General features: G+C 46.0%; 18 protein-coding genes. 6 read left to right on the plus strand and 12 right to left on the minus strand.

What is annotated here, in order from left to right; all coding sequences use genetic code 11:
* Positions 1–13: 13 nt before the first annotated feature.
* Positions 14–469, plus strand: a complete 456-nt coding sequence (locus tag K7G97_RS09450; RefSeq protein WP_223040433.1) for a hypothetical protein — start codon at positions 14–16, stop codon at positions 467–469.
* A 92-nt stretch (positions 470–561) separates the two neighbouring features.
* On the opposite strand, the gene K7G97_RS09455 is transcribed toward K7G97_RS09450, so the two are convergent.
* Positions 562–903: a hypothetical protein gene (locus K7G97_RS09455; RefSeq protein WP_223040434.1), complete on the minus strand. Its 342-nt coding sequence runs from the start codon at positions 901–903 to the stop codon at positions 562–564.
* A 322-nt stretch (positions 904–1,225) separates the two neighbouring features.
* Between K7G97_RS09455 and K7G97_RS09460 the strand changes: the two genes are divergently transcribed.
* On the plus strand, positions 1,226–2,611 hold the full coding sequence (locus tag K7G97_RS09460; RefSeq protein ID WP_058713244.1) for an MFS transporter: 1,386 nt from the start codon (positions 1,226–1,228) through the stop codon (positions 2,609–2,611).
* Positions 2,612–2,841: 230 nt separating this feature from the next.
* Here K7G97_RS09460 and K7G97_RS09465 read toward each other — a convergent pair whose 3' ends face one another.
* Genes K7G97_RS09465 through K7G97_RS09475 form a run of 3 tightly spaced genes read right to left on the minus strand, consistent with a single transcriptional unit; the run spans position 2,842 to position 4,774 of the window.
* On the minus strand, positions 2,842–3,474 hold the full coding sequence (locus K7G97_RS09465) for an HAD hydrolase-like protein (protein WP_223040435.1): 633 nt from the start codon (positions 3,472–3,474) through the stop codon (positions 2,842–2,844).
* Positions 3,471–3,965 (minus strand): AAA family ATPase, encoded by a 495-nt coding sequence (locus K7G97_RS09470; protein ID WP_223040436.1) that lies wholly within the window; start codon positions 3,963–3,965, stop codon positions 3,471–3,473. Before K7G97_RS09470 ends, K7G97_RS09465 begins: the two co-directional genes overlap by 4 nt.
* The gene (locus tag K7G97_RS09475) at positions 3,962–4,774 is read right to left on the minus strand and encodes an MBL fold metallo-hydrolase (RefSeq protein ID WP_223040437.1); all 813 of its coding nucleotides are present in this window, start codon (positions 4,772–4,774) and stop codon (positions 3,962–3,964) included. The genes K7G97_RS09470 and K7G97_RS09475 overlap by 4 nt, the downstream gene beginning before the upstream one ends.
* Positions 4,775–4,902: 128 nt before the next feature.
* Here K7G97_RS09475 and K7G97_RS09480 point away from each other — a divergent pair, with 128 nt between their 5' ends.
* A complete protein-coding gene (locus K7G97_RS09480) occupies positions 4,903–5,286 on the plus strand; it encodes a VOC family protein (protein WP_223040438.1) in 384 nt (127 codons plus the stop codon).
* 79 nt (positions 5,287–5,365) lie between these two features.
* On the opposite strand, the gene K7G97_RS09485 is transcribed toward K7G97_RS09480, so the two are convergent.
* Together K7G97_RS09485 and K7G97_RS09490 are read right to left on the minus strand one after the other, a co-directional pair.
* A complete protein-coding gene (locus K7G97_RS09485) occupies positions 5,366–5,761 on the minus strand; it encodes an RrF2 family transcriptional regulator (protein WP_262415731.1) in 396 nt (131 codons plus the stop codon).
* A 269-nt stretch (positions 5,762–6,030) separates the two neighbouring features.
* On the minus strand, positions 6,031–6,420 hold the full coding sequence (locus K7G97_RS09490; protein WP_223040440.1) for a thiol-disulfide oxidoreductase DCC family protein: 390 nt from the start codon (positions 6,418–6,420) through the stop codon (positions 6,031–6,033).
* Between the two features lie 201 nt (positions 6,421–6,621).
* On the opposite strand from K7G97_RS09490, the gene K7G97_RS09495 reads away from it, so the two are divergent.
* Positions 6,622–7,365, plus strand: a complete 744-nt coding sequence (locus K7G97_RS09495; RefSeq protein ID WP_223040441.1) for an SDR family oxidoreductase — start codon at positions 6,622–6,624, stop codon at positions 7,363–7,365.
* 55 nt (positions 7,366–7,420) lie between these two features.
* Here the strand turns inward: K7G97_RS09495 and K7G97_RS09500 are convergent, their stop codons facing one another.
* From K7G97_RS09500 to K7G97_RS09515, 4 genes are read right to left on the minus strand one after another with little or no spacing between them, the layout of a single operon-like run.
* Complete coding sequence (locus K7G97_RS09500; protein ID WP_223040442.1) at positions 7,421–7,879, minus strand: NUDIX hydrolase; 459 nt, start codon at positions 7,877–7,879, stop codon at positions 7,421–7,423.
* Complete coding sequence (locus tag K7G97_RS09505) at positions 7,851–8,576, minus strand: alpha/beta fold hydrolase (RefSeq protein ID WP_223040443.1); 726 nt, start codon at positions 8,574–8,576, stop codon at positions 7,851–7,853. The genes K7G97_RS09500 and K7G97_RS09505 overlap by 29 nt, the downstream gene beginning before the upstream one ends.
* Complete coding sequence (locus K7G97_RS09510) at positions 8,566–8,979, minus strand: RDD family protein (RefSeq protein ID WP_223040444.1); 414 nt, start codon at positions 8,977–8,979, stop codon at positions 8,566–8,568. Before K7G97_RS09510 ends, K7G97_RS09505 begins: the two co-directional genes overlap by 11 nt.
* 12 nt (positions 8,980–8,991) lie before the next feature.
* Positions 8,992–9,159, minus strand: a complete 168-nt coding sequence (locus K7G97_RS09515) for a hypothetical protein (RefSeq protein ID WP_023468507.1) — start codon at positions 9,157–9,159, stop codon at positions 8,992–8,994.
* Between the two features lie 125 nt (positions 9,160–9,284).
* On the opposite strand from K7G97_RS09515, the gene K7G97_RS09520 reads away from it, so the two are divergent.
* Complete coding sequence (locus K7G97_RS09520) at positions 9,285–10,208, plus strand: zinc-dependent alcohol dehydrogenase (RefSeq protein WP_223040445.1); 924 nt, start codon at positions 9,285–9,287, stop codon at positions 10,206–10,208.
* Here K7G97_RS09520 and K7G97_RS09525 read toward each other — a convergent pair.
* Positions 10,190–10,786: a hypothetical protein gene (locus K7G97_RS09525; protein WP_223040446.1), complete on the minus strand. Its 597-nt coding sequence runs from the start codon at positions 10,784–10,786 to the stop codon at positions 10,190–10,192. The two genes, K7G97_RS09520 and K7G97_RS09525, sit on opposite strands and share 19 nt — an antisense overlap.
* A complete protein-coding gene (locus K7G97_RS09530; protein ID WP_223040447.1) occupies positions 10,787–11,518 on the minus strand; it encodes a DUF5694 domain-containing protein in 732 nt (243 codons plus the stop codon).
* Between the two features lie 109 nt (positions 11,519–11,627).
* On the opposite strand from K7G97_RS09530, the gene K7G97_RS09535 reads away from it, so the two are divergent.
* Positions 11,628–11,981: a hypothetical protein gene (locus tag K7G97_RS09535; protein ID WP_223040448.1), complete on the plus strand. Its 354-nt coding sequence runs from the start codon at positions 11,628–11,630 to the stop codon at positions 11,979–11,981.
* The last annotated feature ends 158 nt before the right edge of the window (positions 11,982–12,139 follow it).

Consider the following 12,139-nt stretch of genomic DNA (forward strand, 5'->3'; position numbering starts at 1 on the left):
GGAGCTAAATCAAATGAATCGTGAACTCATTCTGTATTATGGAATGCTTATACTCGGAATCATTACACTTTTTGGTGGTATCTTCTTTACGATTGATACATGGAAAGACTCGACAGAAACATTTAAAGACAAACTTCAGTTCATCTTTATCACGTTACTTGGAGTTGGACTACTTTACTGGACGGTCCCTAGCCTATCGCAAATCGTCTTCAAGGACTACGCTGTCATCAAAGGTGACTGTTATGTAGAGGAAAACTCAGGCAAGACACAATCCATGTCTATTATTTTCGACGCAACCGAGGATTATGAGGATTTTACCTTTCAAGATTATCCGGAATTAGGAGCGTACGGAGAAGACGTGCCCTATTTCTGTCGCGTCATTTCAACAAAGAACCATCGATTTCCGATTTCCTATAAAATCTACGATTTTAAGACACATAAACAACTCTCCTCTTCCGAAGATGATTAAAACAAAAAGGATTGCATGGGCAGATGCCCATGCAATCCTTTTGAAGTTCTTACAATAATGAGACAAGCCAATCGTTGTCTCATTTCATTGTGTTATAACCGAATTTCTTCTTTACTCGAATTTTCGAGATACAGTTCCCCATCAAACGTCGTCAAGGCAATCACTTTCCCGTCTTTTTCATACCACGCCGTTGCGCCTTCACGATCGAGTTCTTTCCAACCGGCTTGGCGAATCCGCGTTCCATAGAGTAGACCCGGTCCATCGGTTTCCGAGACAAGACGCGTTTTGATTTTCCACTCACCTTGTTTTTCAACTGCCGTAGCAAATCGTGGCACCGGAAAACCTGATACCTTCGATTCTTGAAATCCAGCATACCAACCACCGACGACTACAATGAGCCCAAGACATATAATGGCGATCCATTTCTTTTTCATAAGCATTCTCCTTTTACTTTCCACCCTCATTTTAAAATTACCAAAATATAGTCTTCTTTCCCTCATCCTAAAGGCCAATTACTAATTTTTTCGTCGTGAAAACACATGAAAATTGTCTCGAATTTATGAAAACATCCAAAAAATTTTCAATTTTTTTCATAAAAAATGCACACCTTTGTTCGTCCTTAGAGTCGCAACGGTTTGACAACTCTAGGCACAGAGCCATTTTCAGTCATTTTCAAGTGGTTAAGCACATTAGCAACTTGACTTCATTTCCTGCTATGGTACGATACGAACTTATTAAAGGGAGTGAACAGAACTTATGAAATTCAGAAAAGAAAAAGTCAATGTCGTTGACATGAAGCAAACCAAAAAAAGTGTCTACGCGACCGGAATTGGGAATGCGATGGAATGGTTCGATTTTGGTCTTTATTCCTATCTCGCAATCATCATCAGTCAAAACTTCTTTAGCGCTGTTGAAAATGATGAACTGAAGCTCGTCTTTACGTTTGCGACCTTTGCGATCGCTTTTTTAATGCGACCAATTGGCGGAATCGTCTTTGGACGCATCGGAGACCGACTCGGGCGGAAGGTCGTCTTAACGACGACGATCGTCATGATGGCTGGTTCGACGCTCATCATTGGACTATTACCGACCTATGATCAAATCGGAATTTGGGCACCGATTCTGTTATTGTTAGCCCGTATTTTACAAGGATTCTCGACTGGCGGTGAATACGCCGGTGCAATGGTCTACATCGCTGAGTCATCACCAGATAACAAACGAAGTGCTCTCGGAAGTGGACTTGAAATCGGTACACTCGGTGGATATATTCTCGCCTCATTACTTGCTACAACACTTTTCGTCACCTTATCGGATGATCAAATGGCATCTTGGGGATGGCGAATTCCCTTCATTCTTGGGGCACCACTCGGTTTATTTGGTCTCTATTTACGTCGTCACTTGGATGAATCACCGATTTTCGAAAATGAGATCAATGAAAATACAGAAGAACCCGCGACATTCCGCGAAATCCTGCGTGACCACAAACGTGATATCATCGTTTGTTTCATCGCTGTCGCCTTCTTCAACATTACGAACTATATGCTCTTGTCCTACATGCCATCGTACCTCGATGAAGTCATCGGTATGTCAAGTTCGACAAGTACGATTCTCATCACCGGTGTCATGGTGATCATGATTCCGCTCGCTTACTTCTTCGGGAAGCTAAGTGACAAAAAAGGCAATCGCAATATCGTTCTTTTCGCGTTAGCCGGACTATCGTTGCTTTCAATCCTGTCGTTCTTCTTGATTGGTCTTAAACCTCTCTTGTTCGTCGGAATCGGAATCTTCATCCTCGGCTTCTTCTTGGCGATCTTTGAAGGAACGATGCCAAGTCTTCTACCGAGTATCTTCTATACGGATGTCCGTTACCGGACGCTATCCGTGACGTTCAACGTCTCGGTCTCAATCTTCGGTGGAACGACGCCACTCGTTTCGACATGGCTCGTTCATACGACACAAAACCCGCTCGCTCCTGCTTTCTATCTAACAGCAGTCAGCGTCATCGGCTTCGTCACGTTCTTCTTCTTCTTTAAGAATACAGCTGGTAAGGCACTCAAAGGATCGCATCCGACTGTATCGAGTGAAAAAGAAGTCGCGTCGATCGCGAAGAAACCAGACGACGCCCTCTGGTGGGCAGAATAATTGCTATAAGTAAAAGGGAGGACAGATCATCGATCTTTCCTCCCTTATCTCGTAATAAAAAAATGACGCGTCACACGCCACTCCTACAGGAAAAACGCATTTATGCGTTGTCAGAGACGAACAAGACCCGCTTTCCTGCTTCAACAAAGCAGGAAAACTGGCTTGTGTCTCGCCTGAGGAAAGGGCGTGAAAAGACGCGTCATTCTTTTTTTTGGAGTCAGCCCCCTTTTTTAGTAGACAGCACTCAACTCTTTTACGACGCGGTCTGCGACTGCAAGTTCCTGCTCTTGTGCAAAATCGAACTGACAACCGATTGCTAACAGTCCGTTCGCATGCGCCGCTTTGAAATCAGATATGCGGTCACCGACAACGTAGCCTGACGAGATGTCGTGCGTCTTACAAATCTCTCGTACGAGTGCCGATTTATCACCGGAACGTATGTCTTCAATACTATAGACATGATCGATATAGGCTTCGAGTCCATACGTCGTCACGATCGCTGACAAGTAGGATGGCCACCCATTACTGGCGATATAGACGGAGTGATCCGCTTGTTTCAAACGACTTAGCAACTCGACCGATCCTGGATATAGGCAACCGTGCCCCGCCTTGACTGCCTGCTCTATGCTACGGCGAAACTTTTGATCCGCAGCCTGTTGGTCTGTGGCTGAAAAGTCCGGCAACAACGTCTGCCAGACTTCCGGTAACGAGACGCCCATGATCCGCTGATAGAGTGCGACTGGTGTCTCTCCTTCCCAGCGCCCCGTCTGACGCAACTCACGAAAGACATCTTCTAGCGCATGCGCAAGCACAGCATTCGTTTGAAACAACGTTCCATCCATGTCAAAAATGTAATGTGTCATTCGCTCTCCCCCATCTGCTCTTGTTTTATCATTCGAATCACGGATTCTATCGATCTATCCTCAGCAATCAGACGATCCGTCGAGCGGTGATCTTGATCAATCCACCAACGTTTCATATCTGTCTCAGAAAACTCCGTCGGCTGGCGCATTGCATGGCGACGAATGGTTTCTTCGAAGGAGACGTCAAAATAATACGCCGCGTACCGTGACGTAAAGCGACGTTCTAACCGGTCAATCATCTCACCGTACCAATCCTGTGCAAGAATCCCTTCCAGGAGAATCGTCGCGTGGCGTCCGTCAGCAAGTCCGACCAACTCCTCGATCCAGCGAATCGCCGGATTTCCTGGTCCATCTTTTACGTTCAACATCTCCCTGCGGATGACATCTTGCGAGAGCAAGATGCTATTCGGCAAGACCGATTGTAACGCTTTAGCAAGCGTCGTTTTTCCACTACCAGAATTCCCGCGGATGACGATCAATCGCGACTTCATGTCGTGAACCAATCCCCGTTCAAGGCAGCAATGTACCGCTCTGCAGAGCGCGCCACTGCTTGAGACGCACCGGTTTCGATTTTCCGATGAAAGGCGTCATATAATTTTTCAAAGTGAAGCGGACGTAACGTTTCTGCCATTCGCGCGACCGTCTTTGCCGGAAGCGGAATCACATTCGGATAGCTGTACATGAAACTGACCCAAGCCCGATCGGCAACGATCCGAATGATGTCCCCTGTCAACAATAGCCCCGCTGATGCGTCTTTTCGTTCACAGATGACTGCTCCTTTGAAGTGACCACCGATGCGATGTAACATCACATCTTCCGCCAACTCCAAGCGTTCACCACTCCAGAAGACAATGTGTTCGCTTGGTCGCGTCACGAACGACGCATCATCTTCATGAATATAGATTGGTACGTCAAAAGTCTCCGCCCATTCGACCTGTGTCGCGTAATAATGCGGATGTGATAAAGCAATCGCCTGAATCCCGCCTAATTCGTCAAGTTGCTTTTTTGTTGTTGAATCAAGATATGTAATGCAGTCCCATAACAGGTTAAACGATTTTCCTTGGACAAGATATGCCGTCTGACCGATCCCGAACGCTGGTGTCGTCTGAATCGCATAGACGCCTGCTCCGTCGTCACTAATGACGTTTTGATACGTTCCTGACGTTTGCATGGCAACGAGCGTCGTCCACGTTTGACCAGTGGGATTGACATACTGTCGTTCCTCTAAGCAAATCGGACACGTTTCGCGATGCGGATTGATTTGTTCGACACCACACGTCGTACAGATGATGGTTTCCATATCATCATTCCTTTCCAATTCGTAAATGATTTTCCTGATATATCATACCATATTCCATTTATAGGGATTGAAGGAATTAAGAGGCGTTTATCGAAAGGAACATGATATGAAAAAAGGAGGAGATTCTCATGTCAATTTCGACCCATCTCATTGCGCCTCGCTTGAATGCTGTCTTTTTGCATGTTCAGGATGTGAAGCGTTCCGCTGCATGGTATCACCAGTTACTACAGTTGCCGTTTGATGCGTCGCATGTCTCGTCACCTGTTTACAACCTCCCACTCGAAGGTCCAACGAGTTTGACGCTCGACGATCATACGAATGACGCAACGTACCAACATCACCCTTCCCCTCATGCCTTGTTTAATTTTTATACGACAGATATTGATGCATCTTATCAGTTCGTGTTGTCGTTACAGGCACCCATCATCCGCGACATCGAGCGTTTCGATGATTTTGCTTACTTTACGTTTGCGGATCCTGACGGTAATGTCTTAATGCTCTGTACCGGATAAGACAAAAGCAGGTCGAACCACTACTGTGGCTCGACCTGCTTCGTTTATGACACCGCTTTGACAGCTTCAGGTGGTAATTTCAATCAACTCGTGTTGGTGCCATTAGATCAATCAACGTGTAAGCACTTAACGTTTCTTTGAAGGACGAAAACGCCCGATCGAATGCACGACGCGTATTTTGTAAACTGCTATCGTCATGTGTTACAGACACGTTTTCCAGATAAGATACTTCTTCAAATAAGTGAACGACTTCTCCCAGTGTGATCGTGTCCGGTGATTTTGCTAATCTAAAGCCACCATTACGACCTTGTACAGAAATGATGAGACCAAACTTGCTCAATGCATGGACGATCTTCATTAAATGGTTCTTAGAAATATCATAATGCGTTGCCACTTCTTGAATTTGTACGAGACGGTTCGGACGCGACGCTGCAAAAATCAGCACGCGAATGGCATAGTCCGTAGAGCGAGTCATCTTCATTCATTTCACCTTCTTTTCTGATCCTTCATATTAAAGATTAAGAACTCATTCTTCTCAAGAGTCTTCAAATGAGCCCCTATCCAATTCGGGCGTGCATCTGCACATATATATCGATTATCTTAAAGGATAGGAAGGACTGAAATCTATAATTTTTTTCAGAAATAGGTAGAATGATATTTTAATTATCCTAATCTGTATGCTAAACGAGAAAAAATCCATGTACTTAATAAAACCGCGACCAAATTCGTCGCGGTTTTTCATCTTTAGTCGTGAAATCGAGCTCGCGTCTCTGGAGACGGCAGCGCGCACTGCTGCTTTTGTCCAAACCAGCGATGACGATTGTTCGCAATGAAATCATAGACGCGATCCCGAAGTGAACGTGGAACAATCTGAAGCACACTCAACAGACGCCATCCACCTCGTAAATGACGGGCAATCCGTAATGCAGCATCGGATTTAATATAGGGTACACCTCTGTCAATCACGACGACACTATCAATTGTTTCTGGGAGATGATGACGCCGGACTAACTCTTGCCCCGTCTCCCCTTGCAACGAAGCAAAATCATGATATCCTTTGTCTCGTTTCAAAATGAACTGGACACTCGCGTCACAGAGATTACATTCTCCGTCGAATAAGACGATTGCTTTCATGATCGATTCATCCTTCCCCACCTGTTTAACGAATAATTTCGTACACTTTTCTTTACCACATTTCAAGTCAAAACATGCATTTAATCAGTATGTTAAATCATGATAACGCTTCCGTTCATTGTCTTTCTTACGCTATACTGTTTTTGTAAACATTTGGAACCATTCATTTATTTGAATGTATCTATGTAAAGGAGCGTACATATGACGAAACGACCGATTGCCATCGTGACCGGTGCCAGTCAGACACGCGACATCGGAGCTGCGATTTGCCGCCAGCTTGCCTCGTCTGGACATGACCTGGTCTTTACTTATTTTAAAGCAACAGCGGATTGGGCGGCTAGTTTTACGACCGAACTTGAAAATCAAGGTGCCCGCGTCCTTGCGATCGAACTTGATTTAGGTCAAGCAAATGCCGCTGATGATTTATTCGATCAGGTAGAAGACTTTGGAACACCAAGTATCCTGATCAATAACGCTGCCCATTCGACGATGACGGATTGGCGAACACTTGATGCAGCAAGTCTTGATCAACACTATGCCGTCAATCTCCGGGCACCGTTGTTGCTCGCGACACGTTTTACGAAACGATTCGTTGAAGCACACCTAACGTCCGGTCGTATCATACAACTGACGTCCGGACAGGATCTCGGTCCGATGCCTGACGAGATTGCTTACGCTACGACAAAAGGTGCCTTGTCGACGTTTACGAAGACATACGCGGCAGCCGTGGCACCGCTTGGCATCACCGTCAATGCGGTCAATCCGGGTCCGACAGATTCGACCTGGATGGATGAAGCAACACGGACGGCGCTTAAACCTAGTTTTCCGTTCGGACGAATCGGTGCGCCGGAAGACGTCGCACGATTGATCCAATTCCTCGTCAGTCCTGACGGTGGCTGGGTGACAGGGCAAGTCATCCATTCCGAGGGTGGCTTTGAACGCTGAATATGTCGTATGTAAAAACATCCCTCTGACGTTAAAATCAGAAGGATGTTTTGTGTTATCGAAAGACTGGACCCGGTTCCGTCAAAAAATCGTTCCAGGCGGTTTGATGCAGTTCACTATAGAGTTTTGGCATTTGGTATCTTTCAAAAAAAGCAACATCGAGTGATTCATCGGCATCAATCGTCAATTGTCCCTCATTGATTCGGCAAACGAAAAAATGGACGATCGGTTGGGCGACATCCCCGTTTGGATACATCTCTTCGTATTTCGAATAGACACCACTCAAACGTTCGATCCTGACATGAAAACCGGTCTCTTCCAAAATCTCACGCTTTACGGCTTCAACGAGCGACTCTCCTAGTTCCAGTGCCCCGCCGGGAAAGCCCCATGCTTGTTGCTCCCGCCGTTTTTGAAGAAGAATGCGCCCCTCCTTGTCAAAGACAATCCCACCGGCAAAGTTCAACATCACTTTTTCCTGACCAACCTTACTGCGAAGAAAACGTATGTAGTCCATCTGTCGCTCCTTGAAGTTTGACGTGCTTCAGCCAGGCAATCAGTTGCTCGATCATGGTATCAGTCACGGTATGATTGACACCTGGAAAAACGTCTAATATGGTCGTTTGCGCCATACCTGCTTGTACAGCGGTTGCGTGATAGAACTGCTGGATCGATAGTGGAATGATATCATCGGCATCCCCGTGCAGGAGCAACCGTGGACGCTCATCCATCACACTGATTGGATCGAGCTTCCATGGTACATCTTCCTTTTTGATGGCAGGTCGCCCGTCGCGAACGCGGAATTGACGTTCCGCTTCAAGATAGGCACCGCCCCCATTGATCGCAACGAGTGCTTTAATCGGCTGACGCGACATAATTCCGTGGGCAATGAACCCACCCATCGAAACGCCGATCGCCATCACGTCTGAAACATGCCAGCCTGAATGTTCGATGATAGCTGCCGCTTCCGTAATCGATTGTTCGACGATGGACCAAAAATAGGTCATCGTTATTTCTGGATCAAATGGATGATCAAGCGGATCACGTTGATCATGTCGAAGAAGTTCCGGGATGAAGACATCGTACCCTTCTTCAGATAATTGTCGCGCAAACTCTAGATAAGAAACAGCCGTTCCGCCCCAACCATGATAAAGCAGAATGGCTCCTATTGGTCGAGAGGCACGAACACTATGGACATGAAATTCAAGCTTCATTTTTTAGCTTCTCCTGGTTCAAGCGGACGATCGTTCTCGCGAAGTCATCTTCCGGTAATCGTTGTCCGTTCTCAAGAAACGGTTTCCAGTACGGTCGAATCTTAAATAGCGAGACCGTATCACGATAGACTGTTCGGCGGACGATTTGTTTTGTCGTCAACGGCAATCCGTTCTCACTTTCAACCTGAATGCCGCAAATCCGACCACCAATCGTTTTTCCGTTCAACAATTTTAATTGCGCGACTTCACCTAGAAAACTGATCGTCGGTTGTGTCACGACGGCGTGAACGACTTCTGACTTCACACGTCGCAACACCGTTTTTTCGATGACGAAGGAAAGTCCGAAATAAACAGCTTGGTTGATGATATACGCACCGATTCGTCGTTTTGTCGTTGAATGCATAAGTGGTCCTCCTTATACGTTGAAATAGACGACAGCGCCAAGTCCACTGACAGCAATCAAATAAAAGACGATTGCGAGTCGTTTGTTTGCGGCAGAAATATCCTTTCGGACGAGGATCTTACTATACCGATACGTCAAAAATGCAAACACAAGCAATGCCAAAATCAATAATGGTTCCATTTGATTACCTCCTTTTCTTTTTTATTCTACATCATTTCTAGTTTCGAATTGTTATATTTTACAAGTGAAGTGGTATATGCTTGATCCATATGTCATCAATCCAACAATGAAATGAGGTTTACATATTGAACACTACAACAATTTGCTGTCTTGTTGAGTCGAAGACACCTGGTTATCTTGTTCGGGAACTGCCGCCGCTTGGCATCCATGACGTCCACGTCCGCACTCTAGCCGGTGCCATCAGTATCGGTGCCGAACTTCCGCAATGGCTGGAACAAGATATGACCGAAACCAGCTATGACTATCCGCTCGAGACAGGATATGAAAATTATGGCGAAGTGCTTGCAGTTGGTGACGCCGTCCAAATCGTCAAGCCCGGTGATCGGGTTGTCAGCTTCTACGGTCATCAAGATCAGGCGATCGTTCCTGAATCGAAGGTCATCCCGGTTCCTGCTCACGTCTCACCACGTGAAGCCTTACTACTGATTCTGTCTTGTGACGCGGCAAAAGGCGTTCGTAAGCTGACATTGACATCCGACACAAGTGTCTTAGTTTCTGGAATGGGTACGATCGGTTTGCTGACAGTGCATTACTTGCGACATTATGTCAATGTTCATCAGATTAATATCCTCGAGCCGCTTACGTCCCGAGCGGAGTTAGCGCGTCAATTAGGTGCACGTGTCGTCACATCGGGTTCAAGTATGTATGACGCCGCCATCGAATGTTCCGGACGCCAAGCGGCCTTTGCCGAGCTTCAGTCTGCTGTTCGTCCTCATGGTGCAATCTGCGTCTTATCGGACGGCAACCGGGAAGCCTTGACGTTGACGCCCGCGTTTCACGCGAAAGAACTTCAGATTATTGCATCGAGTGACGGCTGGGACTACCGCAAGCATGCAGACTGGCTCTTTTCAGACGATCGTCACGCGACATTGCCCGCATTGTTCGAACACGAGACTTCGTTTTCGGAGCTTGCCAGTTGCTTCGCTAGCTTAATGAAAACACCAGATCTCCCGATCAAAGTATTCGTTGATTATGAGCAGACGAGCTGAACACCATTCGGATCCGTACCTACGAGCGATACGTCGGAAAAGACTGCTTCTTGTAAGACGGTCTTCTCCCCACGGACGGTTTGGATTTGTGAAATCGGTCGATCGAACAGTTTCGCTAAATCTGCCTCTAATCCTTCGCGCGGCGTCGCTAGGATCAGACGCTCGAGTGTCGTTCCATCCGTATCCGCAATCGCATCTTCATGGACTTGCAGTTCAACCCGTAATCCGTATGGTGTCTGCAAGAACGTCCGCCGCTCGTTCGCTTGAACCGTGAACGATAATGTTTCTGCGCGATCAAGAATCGTTTGCACGTCACCAGGCTGAATCAAAAATCCGATGTGATCGAAGCGAACCGTTTTTCCGAATCCGATCGTCACATTGACCGCTCCCCGTTTCATTTCAATGATTCGGAATAAAATTTGATCTGCTCGAAAATCATCCCATGATAGAGGTGGATTAAACGACGAAAATTCTCCGTCCTTTTTCCCAATCCGCTGAGAAACGTGAAACCCGCGTGCCGTATACCAGGCTTCTGTTTCTTCCAAATGTGGTGTCCAAATATGGTAGTGAAATAGCATTTACATACACTCCTTTTCGTTGTTCCAATCGTTCCACGTCATCACTTCGACTTGGTTCGATTCATTCAAATATTGTCGTAATAACGGGAGGTGCCCAGCACCGTACAAACAGACGATTCGTTTGTTCGCCTGAGCGAGGTGCAGTAAACGATTTGCAATCTTTTGATTACGGACTCGCCAGTAGCGTTCAACCCAAATCCGCCCGCTCTCCAGTCGTTCGATTTGATCATAGACCTTAGCCGACGCCGCAATCGTTTCTTCAGCGTGCAATCGATCGAGCCATTCGGAAAAAGACAACTGCTCCATCGCGTGCTCTAACTGTTCTGTCCGCTTCATCTCAGCAGCGACGATCGTCTCAAAGGCTTCCGGATGATGTGAACGGACGATTCCTAAATCCGGTACGCCGGGTACGATTTCGTTCCAATCGACCCCATGGAGATCTGCTACTCCTGCCATCCGGGCTAAGCGAAAGCCGATTTGTTGTCGTTCATTTTCGGTTAAATCGCTCTCGTGTTGATAGGTTTCATATGTATGTTGCAGGTCACTCATGCTTTCAGGTGCCGTCTCAAGGGCAACGCCTGTCGGTCGAAATGCATTCAATCGAGCAACGACTTCTTGGATTTCTCGTTGCCTTCTCTCTGACGCGACATCAAAAATTGCTGGACGAATCATGTCACCATTGGTCGGGCGATCGAGATGGAACATGCCTAACAGTAAAATCTGAGGTTTCATCTATCCCCCTCCTTTTCCTGATTTTACCTTATACTTGGTAAAGGAAGCGACTTTTACTTATCAGGAATTTACGTTATTATTCAACAATTACTCATATAAGGAGGTTCCGATGAAAAAGATAATCGTCATTGTGTTCATTGGATTTTTATTCGGATGCAGTCAAACCGGTACAGAGGACGAAGCTAGTCATGCCATGATCGTCATTGTGAATAACAAAGAGTATAGTGGAACAGAAGCAGATGTGGATGCATTTAAGCAACAAGGAGAAAAAATGAGTACGATATTAAAGAAAACAAAAGCATATGAAATGCCCCAAGCGAACAGCCAATCGAATCTTTTTTCAGTCGGCTCCACCATCTATTCTGTTAAAGGAACAGAAGATTTTATCATCGTAAAAGACAAAGAAAATAAAAAATGGCTTTTAAAAAAGGTAAGAGATATTAAAAACAATTTGAATCAATGAGGCACTTTAACACTTTTAACGTGGTACCTCTTTAGAAGTACCGACAGCAGAGATGTTTTGTACTTTTACACGAGGTATGGTGAAAAGTAATTAAAAGGGGCTGACTCAAAAAAGAATGACGCGTCTTTTCACGCCCTTTCCTCAGGCGAGACACAAGC

This window comes from Exiguobacterium acetylicum, assembly GCF_019890935.1.
In the GTDB taxonomy this organism is placed as follows: domain Bacteria; phylum Bacillota; class Bacilli; order Exiguobacteriales; family Exiguobacteriaceae; genus Exiguobacterium_A; species Exiguobacterium_A abrahamii.

Coding starts and splice junctions, on each gene's coding strand:
- K7G97_RS09450 (WP_223040433.1), top strand. CDS start 14: ATGAATCGTGAACTCATTCTGTATTATGGAATGCTTATACTCGGAATC.
- K7G97_RS09455 (WP_223040434.1), bottom strand. CDS start 903: ATGAAAAAGAAATGGATCGCCATTATATGTCTTGGGCTCATTGTAGTC.
- K7G97_RS09460 (WP_058713244.1), top strand. CDS start 1,226: ATGAAATTCAGAAAAGAAAAAGTCAATGTCGTTGACATGAAGCAAACC.
- K7G97_RS09465 (WP_223040435.1), bottom strand. CDS start 3,474: ATGACACATTACATTTTTGACATGGATGGAACGTTGTTTCAAACGAAT.
- K7G97_RS09470 (WP_223040436.1), bottom strand. CDS start 3,965: ATGAAGTCGCGATTGATCGTCATCCGCGGGAATTCTGGTAGTGGAAAA.
- K7G97_RS09475 (WP_223040437.1), bottom strand. CDS start 4,774: ATGGAAACCATCATCTGTACGACGTGTGGTGTCGAACAAATCAATCCG.
- K7G97_RS09480 (WP_223040438.1), top strand. CDS start 4,903: ATGTCAATTTCGACCCATCTCATTGCGCCTCGCTTGAATGCTGTCTTT.
- K7G97_RS09485 (WP_262415731.1), bottom strand. CDS start 5,761: ATGACTCGCTCTACGGACTATGCCATTCGCGTGCTGATTTTTGCAGCG.
- K7G97_RS09490 (WP_223040440.1), bottom strand. CDS start 6,420: ATGAAAGCAATCGTCTTATTCGACGGAGAATGTAATCTCTGTGACGCG.
- K7G97_RS09495 (WP_223040441.1), top strand. CDS start 6,622: ATGACGAAACGACCGATTGCCATCGTGACCGGTGCCAGTCAGACACGC.
- K7G97_RS09500 (WP_223040442.1), bottom strand. CDS start 7,879: ATGGACTACATACGTTTTCTTCGCAGTAAGGTTGGTCAGGAAAAAGTG.
- K7G97_RS09505 (WP_223040443.1), bottom strand. CDS start 8,576: ATGAAGCTTGAATTTCATGTCCATAGTGTTCGTGCCTCTCGACCAATA.
- K7G97_RS09510 (WP_223040444.1), bottom strand. CDS start 8,979: ATGCATTCAACGACAAAACGACGAATCGGTGCGTATATCATCAACCAA.
- K7G97_RS09515 (WP_023468507.1), bottom strand. CDS start 9,159: ATGGAACCATTATTGATTTTGGCATTGCTTGTGTTTGCATTTTTGACG.
- K7G97_RS09525 (WP_223040446.1), bottom strand. CDS start 10,786: ATGCTATTTCACTACCATATTTGGACACCACATTTGGAAGAAACAGAA.
- K7G97_RS09530 (WP_223040447.1), bottom strand. CDS start 11,518: ATGAAACCTCAGATTTTACTGTTAGGCATGTTCCATCTCGATCGCCCG.
- K7G97_RS09535 (WP_223040448.1), top strand. CDS start 11,628: ATGAAAAAGATAATCGTCATTGTGTTCATTGGATTTTTATTCGGATGC.